Source organism: Acinetobacter seohaensis (assembly GCF_056431365.1).
On sequence record NZ_JBWKMK010000026.1, the window covers coordinates 1 to 1,040 of the forward strand.

The following is a 1,040-nucleotide window of genomic DNA, read 5'->3' on the forward strand; positions in this document are numbered from 1 at the left end:
TTCACCAGGGTGAAAGCGTAGCTCTCAACCCGGAACAGTTACAGGCATTAATCCAGGGTTTGCCTTGGCAGCGCATTGGACGACAGCAGGTGGTCACGATGCTCTAAACCAAGCTCGGCTATTCTGCCATCCTCCAAACGTTCTACTTCATTCTTCTCATGACCTCAGGCATACTGCGGTCATGAATACGCTGCCAGATTTAAGCCAACTGACCCATGAACAACTGCTGGAATTCACTCTGCAGTTGGCGATGCAGCATCAACAACTCGCAGAAGATAAACAACAATTAGATGCTCAAGTTCAACATCTGGAAGTATCAAATCAACAATTAGATGCCAAAGTTCAACATCTTGAAGTCACCAATCAGCAATTAGATTCTAAAGTTCAGCATCTTTCTATTCTCAATCAAAAATACGAGCATGAACTGGCGCTGTTTAAACAGCATAAATTCGGCAGTAAAAACGAACATCTCACTGCAAAACAAATCCACCTGTGGGATGAAGCGGTCGAAGAAGATATCGCAGCCGTTGATCTAGAACTGGAACGGCTAAATGCAGATAAAACCGATGCAGTGACACACAAAGCAACAGTCAACAAACCTAAACGTCGACCACTGCCAGATCATCTACACACCATCCGTATTGAGCATGAACCTGCATCAACCCAATGTGCTTGTGGCTGCCAACTCCGTCGTATCGGCGAAGATGTCAGTGAAAAACTGCATTTCAGACCGGCACAGTTCTATAAGGAACAGCATGTGCGTGGNTTTCTAGATCAACGTTATCTGACTGGATAGGTCGCTGCGGTGTAGAACTGGAACCTCTGGCCAATGCCTTAAAAGAGGTGGTACTACAACAGCAGGTGCTGCATGCAGATGAAACACCGGTCACCATCATGCGGATGGGTGAGAATGATAAAAAACCGAAGAAAGGTTATGTCTGGGCCTATGCCACCACACAGTACAATCCAGTTCAGGCGGTGATCTATGACTTTCAGGATAGTCGTTCAGGCCAGCATGCTGAAGAGTTCTTGAAAGGCTG

1 pseudogene is annotated in these 1,040 nt (G+C 46.2%); it reads left to right on the plus strand.

The annotated features are described in order from the left end of the window. Positions 1-181 precede the first annotated feature (181 nt). Positions 182-1,040: pseudogene (locus tag AC07E5_RS04305) on the plus strand (IS66 family transposase); the annotation flags it as partial.